Source organism: Massilia sp. DWR3-1-1 (assembly GCF_049898325.1).
Classification (GTDB): Bacteria; Pseudomonadota; Gammaproteobacteria; order Burkholderiales; family Burkholderiaceae_D; genus JAFCUW01.
In genome coordinates this window covers 210,305-220,374 of sequence record NZ_JAFCXL010000009.1, presented here as the reverse complement: position 1 = coordinate 220,374, position 10,070 = coordinate 210,305, and the positions used below count along the sequence as shown (strand labels likewise).

Sequence of the window (10,070 nt, the reverse complement as noted above, 5' to 3'; positions counted from 1 at the left end):
TCGCCGCATGCGGCTTGAAACCCCTGCTACGCCCAGCGTCCCGCGGCTTCGATTCCCGCCGCCTTGGGTGCGTGGTGGAGGCGAAAAGCAAGAAATCGCTTGGCGATTTCCCTCTAGTTAGAGGAATCGGAGAGCCTTGCGCTTGCAAGCGCAAGTCGCTGCGCAGGTTCGCCGCATGCGGCTTGAAACCCCTGCTACGCCCAGCGTCCCGCGGCTTCGATTCCCGCCGCCTTGGGTGCGTGGTGGAGGCGAAAAGCAAGAAATCGCTTGGCGATTTCCCTCTAGTTAGAGGAATCGGAGAGCCTTGCGCTTGCAAGCGCAAGTCGCTCCGCAGGCTCGCCGCATGCGGCTCGAAACCCCTGCTACGCCCCGCGTCCCGCGGCTTCGATTCCCGCCGCCTCGTTGGCGCAAACGAAAAAAAACCGTCCACTGGACGGTTTTTTTGGATGCTATGGTGGAGGCGGCGGGAATCGAACCCGCGTCCGCAAGCACTCTACAGACAGTTCTACATACTTAGCACTGCCATTTAATTTAACCGGTACAACGCGGACGTGCACGCTGTGTACAAGCGAGTTACCTATTATTTAGTCGAATACTAAGTAGCCCAGTATCAGACGAGTCCCTGTAAATGACTCTAGAGCTTTTAACGGCCCACCCCAGGGACGAGGTGTTCTAGAGCTAACAGCAATTAAGCTGCCAGTGCGTACGAGTTATCGTTTGCAGTTAAGTTTTTTCAGGTTGTATTTACGAGGTAGCCCGCCCTCGGTATGCCCTGCACTGCTTTGCAACCCACGTCGAAACCAGGTCGCCCCCACAGAACGTTCATTGTAGCGCAAACGGGGGCCGCGTGCGATGTCTGTGCCCATGGCGCGCGCAGGTCATGCAGCGCCGATGCAGGGGGCGCAGCACCCCGCCATCGGCCCCGCTGACGCTGGCAGACGTCGCCCTTGCCCGTGGCGAGGCGGCGCGCGTTTGATGGAGCGCAAGGGGTGTTATTGCGCGCCAGTTCGGGAAACGGACGGGGGCTGGAACGCTGGCGCGTTGTCGTATGCTCGACCCATGGTGAATGACTTCGGAGGCGATCATGCGCGCTTTGGTGTTTCACGGACCCGGGCAACGTGCCCTGGAAGAACGGCCGATGCCCGCGCTGACCGCGCCCGGCGATGCCGTCGTGCGGCTCACCCGTACCACCATCTGCGGCACCGACCTGCATATCCTCAAGGGCGATGTGCCCAGCTGTCAGCCCGGTACCACGCTGGGGCACGAGGGTGTCGGCGTGGTCCATGCGGCAGGGCCGTCCGTCAGTGGCTTTCGGGTAGGGGAGCGGGTACTCATTTCCTGCATTACGTCCTGTGGCCGTTGTGAATATTGTCGCCGAGCCATGTACTCGCATTGCCTCGATGGGGGCTGGATACTCGGCAACCGTATCAATGGTACCCAGGCCGAGTACGTACGGGTGCCCCACGCCGATTTCAGCTTGCACCACATCGCCGATGGCGTCGACGAAGCGGCACTGACTATGCTCAGCGATGTTTTGCCGACGGGGTTTGAATGCGGCGTGCTCAACGGAAAGGTGCAGCCGGGTGGCAGCGTGGCCATCGTCGGCGCCGGGCCGATCGGGCTGGCGGCACTGCTGACGGCACAGTTTTTTACGCCCGCCGTCCTCGTCGTCATCGACCCCGACAGCAAGCGCCTGGAACTGGCGCAGCGCTTCGGCGCCACCCATTGCATGAAGCCAGGCGCCGATAGCGCCGCGCAAGTGATGGCCCTCACGGGCGGGCGCGGCGCCGATACCGTCATCGAAGCGGTCGGCGTGCCAGCAAGCTTCGCCTTGTGCGAAGAGCTGGTGGCGCCGGGCGGGGTGATCGCCAATGTCGGCGTGCACGGCACCAAGGTCGATCTGCATCTCGAGCGCCTGTGGTCGCATAACATCAGCATCACCACGCGCCTGGTCGATACCGTCACCATCCCCCAACTGATGCGGGCCGTCAGCGCGCGGAAAATCGACGCCAGCCAGTTCATCACGCACCGCTTTCCGCTGTCCCAGATCGAAGACGCCTACCAGACCTTCGGCGCCGCGGCACAAAGCGGGGCCGTCAAGGTGGTTATCGAAGTCAGTGACTAACACCGGCCATACAGGCGAACGCCAAGGCCTGGTTTTTCTATCGCATCACAACTCTGGAGTTCACCACATGAAAACGATTCACTCGACCTTGCTAGCCGCTGTTCTGGCTGTTGTAACGGCACTGACGCTGCCCGGCAGCGCTGTCCTGGCCCAGACCAGCCCTGCCGCCGCGGCAACGCAGGCCGCGCCCGCCGCTGCCACGCCCAGCGCCACCACCAGCCGCCAGGAAGCTGCCGCTGCCAAGCGCGTCAGCGAGGCGGTTGCCGTGGTCGCCCGGATGGAAGCGGTGCCAAGCATGAAGCCGTTGCTGCAAACGGCCAAGGGGGTGTTCATTATCCCGACCTATGTGCGCGCTGCGCTGGGCGTGGGGGCGACCGGCGGCGCCGGGGTCTTGCTGGTCAAGCGGCCCGATGGCAGCTGGAGCGATCCGGCCTTCTATAACCTGGGCGGCATCAGCGTGGGTGCCCAGGCCGGGGCCGAAGGGGGACCGGTGGCGCTGGTGCTGAACAACGATGTGGCGGTGTCGAAGTTCATGCAAAAAACCGAGTTTTCGCTCAATGCGAATGCGGGTCTGACCATCATCAACTGGGCCAAGATGGTGCAGGGGACGGCAGGCGATGGCGACGTCGTCGTCTGGACCGGCACCGAAGGGCTGTTCGGCAACGTGGCGGCCGTCGGCATCAACGGTATTCGCTACAGCCAGAATGCCAATAATGCCTACTACCGCCAGACGGTGGCAGCGCAAGACGTGATCGCGGGCAAATACACGAATCCCCAGTCCGAGCCCTTGAAGCAAACACTGGCAAAGGCCGCCGCCAAGTCCTAGCGCCGGCGTGGCGTTCCGGTGCCCGCGCACTAGCGGGTGCTCTGGCAGACAGGTCGTGCCTTGGCGTGTCGGCAGGCAGTCGTTACGCCGGCGAGAGATATCGAGTTGCACCACGCCGCTGGCGTGTCAATGCGACGCTACCAGTCGCACCGCGACGCTGGCGTGCGAATAGGGGATTGAAAGGCGCACCGGGACGCTGGCATGGTAATGGGGATTCAAAGGCACACCGCGACGCTGGCGTGGCGATGAGCGATTGAAAGGCGCACCACGACGCTGGCATGGTAATGGGGATTCAAAGGCACACCACGACGCTGGCGTGGCAATGAGCTATTGAAAGTCGTACGGCTAAGCTGGCGTGTCGATGGGCGCGTGAAAGTCCTACCGCCACGCGGGAGTGCGGGTATGTGGCCGTGCGCTTGATGGCCGCACCGGCCGCAGCACTACGCTGGCGTGTCGGCGCGCGTCTGCGCAGGCGTCAGTTCACGCAGGGCGTGCAGCAGGTCCAGTGGCGAATCGAGCAGGTAGTCGGCGCCCCAGTGCACGGGTTCGAGTTCGCCGCAGTAGCCCCAGGCGCACGCCACGGTGACCATGCCGGCGGCGCGGCCCGCTTCGATGTCGCGCAGGTCGTCGCCCACGTACCAGCAGTGCTCGGGGGCGACGTCGAGCCGGCGCGCGCCTTCGATCAAAGGGGCAGGGTGGGGCTTGGAAAAACCGGTGGTGTCGCCCGAGACGATGCAGCCGGCATGCGCCAGGCCGATCTGCGGCATCAGCGGATCGGTAAAGCGCGCCGGCTTGTTGGTGACCACGCCCCATGCCATGCCAGCGGCGCTGATGCCGTCGAGCAGTTCGACGACGCCGTCGAACAAGGTGCTCTCGACCGCCATCGCACCCTGGTAGCGCTCGAACCATTGCACGCGCAATTCTTCGAAGCCTTCGTCGGCGGGCTGCAAGCCGAAGGCGGCGCCGATCATGCCGCGTGCGCCGGCCGATGCGGTGGGACGCAGCACGGCGTACGGGGTCGGTTCGAGGCCCCGCTCGGTGCGCAGGAAGTTGACGGCGGCGGCCAGGTCTGGCGCGGTGTCGGCCAGCGTGCCATCGAGGTCGAACAGGATGGCACGCGGTGCCGACGTCGGAAGAATACGGGTCATGAAGTTTCTTGAGGGATTACAGCGGTTTCGAGCAAGCGATCATGTAGTTGACGCTGGTGTCGGCGTTGAGCGAATACACCTTCGTGAAGGGGTTGTACGTCATGCCCTTGATGCCATCGAGCTGCAGGCCAGCCTGGCGCACGAACTGCGACAGTTCGGCCGGCGTGACGAACTTGGCGTAGTCGTGGGTGCCCTTGGGCAGCAGGCGCAGCACGTATTCGGCACCGATGACGGCGAACAGGTAACTTTTCGGATTGCGGTTGAGGGTCGAGAAAAACACCTTGCCCCCCGGTTTGCACAGGGCGGCGGCGGCGCGCACGATCGAGGCGGGGTCGGGCACGTGCTCGAGCATTTCAAGACAGGTCACGACATCGAACTGGCCCGGCTCGCGCGCGGCCATGTCCTCGGCGGAGATCAGCTCGTAGCGCATCGTCACGCCCGCTTCGAGGCTGTGCAGGTCGGCCACTTTGAGGGCTTTCTCGGACAGGTCGATGCCGGTCACGTCGGCACCTTTGCGGGCCATCGATTCGGCCAGGATGCCACCACCGCAACCGATGTCGATCACCTTGCGCCCGTTTAACGGGGCGCGCGCATGGATCCACTCGAGGCGCAGCGGGTTGATGTCGTGCAGGGGGCGGAATTCGGACGTCGGATCCCACCAGCGGTGGGCAAGGTCACTGAATTTCTGGATTTCGTGGGGGTCGGCGTTTGCATTCATGGGGGGAATCATAGCGGGTATTTGCGGGCCTGGGCGAACGGGTGAGAATTTGCGCGTGTCACCATAAAAAAACCCCGCCGTGGCGGGGTTCATGGAAGAGCGTCCCAGCACCGTGCCAGGCCGCCCCGCCGTAGCAGGGTGGCCTGGCACAGCGCCGTAGCGCTGTTCAAGAATTACTTCGAGCGGGTACCGACGACTTCGATTTCGACGCGACGGTTTTTGGCGCGGCCTTCGGCAGTCTTGTTGTCAGCCACGGGCGCTTTTTCGCCTTTGCCTTCGGTGTAGATACGGTTCGCTTCGATACCTTTGTCTTGCAGGTACGCTTTGACCGCTTCAGCACGACGTACCGACAATTTCTGGTTGTACGCATCGGTGCCGACCGAGTCGGTGTGACCGACGGCGATGATGACTTCCAGGTTCATGCCTGCCAGTTTCGAGCTCAGGTCGTCCAGGCTGGCTTTGCCGGCTGGTTTGAGGACGGCTTTGTCGAAGTCGAAGAAGGCGTCAGCCGAGTAGCTCACTTTTTCCGACACGGCCACTGGCGCGGCAACGACAGGTGCCGGTGCTGGTGCTGCTGGTGGTGGTGCGATCACGGGTGCTGGCGGCGCGACGCATTTGCCGTTTTCCAGTTTTTCTGGAGCTACGCACAGTGGCAGATCGCAACCTGGAACGGCATCGGCCGGGGTCCAGTAGCCAGTACGCCAGCACAGGCCGAACGGGTTGCGGGCGATCACGCCGCGCGCATCCTGCACATAAGCACTGTAAGGGGAGTTGGCCTTGATGTCGACGCTCAAGGGGGCATACGGTGGGGCGGTCGGCGCGCTGCTCTGGGCGTAGGCGCTGCCGGCCATCGCTGCGGATGCGGCGAGAACGAAGGTGGCTAATTTATTCATGTTTCTTCTTCCTTTCGGGGGGTAATATCCGCAGCAAACACTGCGCAACTGGCGTGCATGGACAGAATAGTAACATCAACTTAAGCGGTGTTCGCGACCTGCTTGCGAAACAGGCAATTGAATTTCCCGGCCATTTTGCCACACCCGGCGAAGCAGTACGACGCTGCCATGAACCTTTCCCTAGCCCTTTTTCAGTGCACGTTGTTTCCTTGCAACATATGCACCATGCACCGTGAAGGTGCTTGACAAGCGCGCGCTTGGTGCGGTTTTGGCTACATTGCCCAGGTACGGAATTGTTCTATAGCTATTCGTGACATGGTAAAATCCTTCGCTTGCAGCGCCTGTACGGCCGCCTGCGCCGCTTGAAGCATAACCATATATAGCCTGAGACCAGCCCCCCGCAATGGATCAATTCGCAAAAGAAACAATTCCGATTTCCCTCGAAGAAGAGATGCGCAAGAGCTATCTCGATTACGCCATGAGTGTGATCGTCGGCCGCGCCTTGCCGGATGTGCGCGATGGCCTCAAGCCGGTGCACCGCCGCGTGCTCTTCGCCATGCACGAGATGAACAACATCCACACCCGGCCCTACGTCAAGTGCGCCCGCGTGGTCGGTGAAACCATGGGTAAGTACCACCCCCACGGCGACGCCTCGATCTACGACACGCTGGTGCGGATGGCCCAGGATTTCTCGCTGCGCTACACGCTCGTAGACGGCCAGGGCAACTTCGGCTCCATCGACGGCGACTCCGCCGCGGCGATGCGTTACACCGAGTGCCGCCTCGACAAGATCGCCAGCGAAGTGCTGGCCGACATCGACAAGGACACGGTCGACTTCCAGCCCAACTACGACGGCAAGGAAAAAGAGCCGACCGTCCTGCCCACCCGCATCCCGAACCTGCTGATCAACGGTTCCTCGGGGATCGCCGTGGGCATGGCGACCAATATTCCGCCGCACAACATCACCGAGACCATCAACGGCGCGCTGCACGTGCTGCGCAATCCCGATTGCTCGATTGATGAACTGATCGAGATCATCCCGGCGCCGGACTTCCCCACCGCCGGCATTATCTATGGCGTCTCGGGCGTGCGCGACGGTTATCGCACCGGCCGTGGCCGCGTGGTGATGCGCGCCAAGACCCACTTCGAGGAATACGGCAAGGACGGCGGGCGCATCGCCATCATCGTCGATGAGCTGCCCTACCAGGTCAACAAGAAATCGCTGCTCGAGCGTATCGCCGAGAACGTGCGCGACAAGAAACTCGAAGGCATCAGCGATATCCGCGACGAGTCCGACAAGTCGGGCATGCGCGTGGTCATCGAGCTCAAGCGCGGTGAAGTGCCGGAAGTGGTGCTCAACAATCTGTACAAGCAGACCCAGTTGCAAGACACCTTCGGCATGAACATGGTGGCGCTGGTCAATGGCCAGCCGAAGCTGCTCAACCTCAAGCAGATGCTCGAGTGCTTCCTGGCGCACCGCCGCGAAGTGGTCACGCGCCGCACCGTGTTCGAACTGCGCAAGGCGCGCGAACGGGGTCACATGCTCGAAGGCCTGGCCGTCGCGCTGGCCAACATCGAAGACTTCATCGCCATCATCCGCGCCGCACCGACGCCGCCGGTGGCCAAGACCGAACTGATGGCCCGCTCGTGGGATTCCTCGCTGGTGCGCGAGATGCTCACCCGCACCGCCGCCGGCGGCACCATCGGCGGCATCGAAGCCTTCCGTCCCGAGCATTTGCCCAAGCATTACGGCATCCAGGCCGATGGCATGTACCGCCTGTCGGACGAGCAGGCCCAGGAAATCCTGCAGATGCGCCTGCAACGCCTGACCGGTCTCGAGCAGGACAAGATCGTCGCCGAGTACAAGGAAATCATGGAGCACATCGCCGATCTGCTCGACATCCTGTCGAAGCCATCGCGCGTGACCACCATCATCACCGACGAACTGACCGTCATCGTCAACGAATACGGCACCGGCAACAAGGACGTGCGCCGCTCGGCCATCGAGATGAACGCCACCGACCTGGAAACGGAAGACCTGATCACCCCGCAAGACATGGTGGTGACCCTGTCGCACACGGGCTACATGAAGTCGCAGCCGATTTCCGAGTACCGCGCGCAAAAGCGTGGCGGCCGCGGCAAGCAGGCCATGGCGACCAAGGAAGAAGACTGGATCGACCAGCTGTTCATCGCCAACACGCACGATTACATCCTGTGCTTCTCCGACCGCGGCCGCATGTACTGGCTGAAGGTATGGGAAGTGCCGCAGGGTTCGCGCAATTCGCGCGGCAAACCGATCGTCAATATGTTCCCCCTGCAGGACAACGAGAAGATCACCGTGATCCTGCCGTTGTCGGGCGAGAACCGCACCTTCCCGGAAGACCATTACGTGTTCATGGCGACCTCGCTCGGCACCGTCAAGAAGACGCCGTTGCGCGATTTCTCGAATCCCCGCAAGGCCGGCATCATCGCGGTCGACCTCGATGACGGCGACTTCCTGATTGGCGCCGCCCTCACCGACGGCGAGCACGACGTCATGCTGTTCTCCGACTCCGGCAAGGCAGTGCGCTTCGAGGAATCCGATGTGCGTCCGATGGGCCGCACGGCGCGCGGCGTGCGCGGCATGAACCTGGAAGAGGGACAGAACGTCATCGCCCTGCTGGTGGCGGAAAATGAGCAGCAGTCGGTGCTCACGGCCACCGAAAACGGCTACGGCAAGCGTACCCCGATCACCGAGTACACGCGCCACGGCCGCGGCACCAAGGGCATGATCGCCATCCAGACCAGCGAGCGCAATGGCCGCGTGGTGGCCGCCACCCTGGTCGAGCCGAAGGACGAGATCATGCTCATCACCACCGGCGGCGTGCTCATTCGCACGCGCGTTTCCGAGATCCGCGAAATGGGCCGCGCCACCCAGGGCGTGACCCTGATCGCGGTGGAAGACGGCACCAAGCTGTCGGGCCTGCAGCGCATCGTCGAGACCGACCTGGAAGACGTGGTGACCTTGCCGGGCGCCTTGCAGGCGGAGGAACCGGAGTCGCGGGCGCCGACGGTGGGCAATCCCTTGCCGCCGGAAGCGTCGAGCGACAGCGACCTGCCGCCCGAGGGCGACGCGGGCAGCTAAACAGCAGCAACTGAAGGGGGAGCCGCGGCTCTCCCTTTTTTTCTTTATACTGGGTGCATTCAGTACCCTGGTAACCGTGCAGGAATCGCTTTGACCCACATTTACAATTTTTCCGCCGGCCCCGCCGTCTTGCCGAAAACGGTGCTCCAACAGGCCGCCAGCGAGATGCTCGACTGGCACGGCAGCGGCATGTCCGTGATGGAGATGAGCCATCGGGGACCCGAATTCATCTCGATCTACCGGCAGGCCGAAGCGGATCTGCGCGAACTGCTGGCGGTGCCGGACAATTACCGTATCCTGTTCCTGCAGGGCGGCGGACTGGCCGAGAACGCCATCGTGCCGATGAATTTAGTGGGGCGCTGCGCCGGGTCGCCCACCATCGATTTCGTCCACACCGGATCCTGGTCCGGCAAATCGATCAAGGAAGCGGCCCGCTACGCCCGCGTCAACGTCGCCGCCAGCGGCGAGGGCGAACAATTTACCAGCGTGCCGCCGCAAGCGTCGTGGCGCCTCACCCCCGGCGCCGCCTACCTGCACCTGTGCACCAACGAGACCATCGACGGCGTCGAGTTCGACTTCGTGCCCACCGTGCAGGGCGCGGTGCCGCTGGTGGCCGACATGTCCTCGCACATCCTCTCGCGCGTGATCGACGTGTCGCAATACGGCGTCATCTTCGGCGGCGCGCAAAAGAACATCGGCCCGGCCGGCCTGACCCTGGTGATCGTGCGCGAGGACCTGCTCGGCCATGCGCTGTCGATCTGCCCGTCCGCCTTCGACTGGAAGACGGTGGCCGACAACGACTCGATGTACAACACGCCGCCCACCTACGCCATCTATATTGCCGGCCTGGTGTTCGCGCACCTGAAGCAGCAGGGCGGGGTGGCGGCCATCGAAGCGATCAACATCGAAAAAGCGCGCCTGCTGTACGCCGCGCTCGACGCCGACGATTTTTACAGCAACCGGGTGGCGCCGGCCAACCGCTCGCGCATGAACGTGCCGTTTTACCTGCGCGACGAGACGAAAAACACCGAATTCCTGGCCGGCGCCACCGCGCGCGGCCTGCTGCAACTGAAGGGCCACAAGTCCGTCGGCGGTATGCGCGCATCGATCTACAACGCGATGCCGATCGAGGGCGTGCAAGCCCTGGTCGATTATTTGAACGAATTCGCCGGCCGCTGAAACGATGCGGCCGGCCGCGCCCCGGCCGCCTGGCCGGGGCGCTCCCTTCGAACCAAT

7 protein-coding genes and 1 other RNA gene are annotated in these 10,070 nt (G+C 63.1%); 4 read left to right on the top strand and 4 right to left on the bottom strand.

Annotated features, from left to right (window positions below; all coding sequences use genetic code 11):
* Positions 1-452 precede the first annotated feature (452 nt).
* Positions 453-813, bottom strand: a transfer-messenger RNA (tmRNA) gene (gene ssrA / locus ACP7EY_RS12075).
* A 271-nt stretch (positions 814-1,084) separates the two neighbouring features.
* On the opposite strand from ssrA, the gene ACP7EY_RS12070 reads away from it, so the two are divergent.
* Both ACP7EY_RS12070 and ACP7EY_RS12065 read left to right on the top strand, forming a co-directional pair.
* Entirely contained in the window at positions 1,085-2,125 is a 1,041-nt protein-coding gene (locus ACP7EY_RS12070) for a zinc-dependent alcohol dehydrogenase family protein (RefSeq protein WP_426193780.1), read from the top strand.
* Between the two features lie 67 nt (positions 2,126-2,192).
* Entirely contained in the window at positions 2,193-2,951 is a 759-nt protein-coding gene (locus tag ACP7EY_RS12065; protein ID WP_426193778.1) for a lipid-binding SYLF domain-containing protein, read from the top strand.
* A 440-nt stretch (positions 2,952-3,391) separates the two neighbouring features.
* Here ACP7EY_RS12065 and ACP7EY_RS12060 read toward each other — a convergent pair whose 3' ends face one another.
* The 3 genes from ACP7EY_RS12060 to ompA form a co-directional block, all read right to left on the bottom strand.
* The gene (locus ACP7EY_RS12060; RefSeq protein ID WP_426193776.1) at positions 3,392-4,099 is read right to left on the bottom strand and encodes an HAD family hydrolase; all 708 of its coding nucleotides are present in this window, start codon (positions 4,097-4,099) and stop codon (positions 3,392-3,394) included.
* 16 nt (positions 4,100-4,115) lie between these two features.
* Positions 4,116-4,817, bottom strand: coding sequence for a bifunctional 2-polyprenyl-6-hydroxyphenol methylase/3-demethylubiquinol 3-O-methyltransferase UbiG (ubiG, locus tag ACP7EY_RS12055; protein WP_426193774.1), 702 nt, complete (start codon positions 4,815-4,817; stop codon positions 4,116-4,118).
* A 173-nt stretch (positions 4,818-4,990) separates the two neighbouring features.
* Positions 4,991-5,710, bottom strand: a complete 720-nt coding sequence (ompA, locus tag ACP7EY_RS12050) for an outer membrane protein OmpA (RefSeq protein WP_426193772.1) — start codon at positions 5,708-5,710, stop codon at positions 4,991-4,993.
* 403 nt (positions 5,711-6,113) lie between these two features.
* Here ompA and gyrA point away from each other — a divergent pair, with 403 nt between their 5' ends.
* Together gyrA and serC are read left to right on the top strand one after the other, a co-directional pair.
* Positions 6,114-8,834, top strand: coding sequence for a DNA gyrase subunit A (gyrA, locus tag ACP7EY_RS12045; RefSeq protein ID WP_426193771.1), 2,721 nt, complete (start codon positions 6,114-6,116; stop codon positions 8,832-8,834).
* A gap of 90 nt (positions 8,835-8,924) precedes the next feature.
* Positions 8,925-10,013 (top strand): 3-phosphoserine/phosphohydroxythreonine transaminase, encoded by a 1,089-nt coding sequence (gene serC / locus ACP7EY_RS12040; RefSeq protein ID WP_426193770.1) that lies wholly within the window; start codon positions 8,925-8,927, stop codon positions 10,011-10,013.
* Positions 10,014-10,070 lie beyond the last annotated feature (57 nt).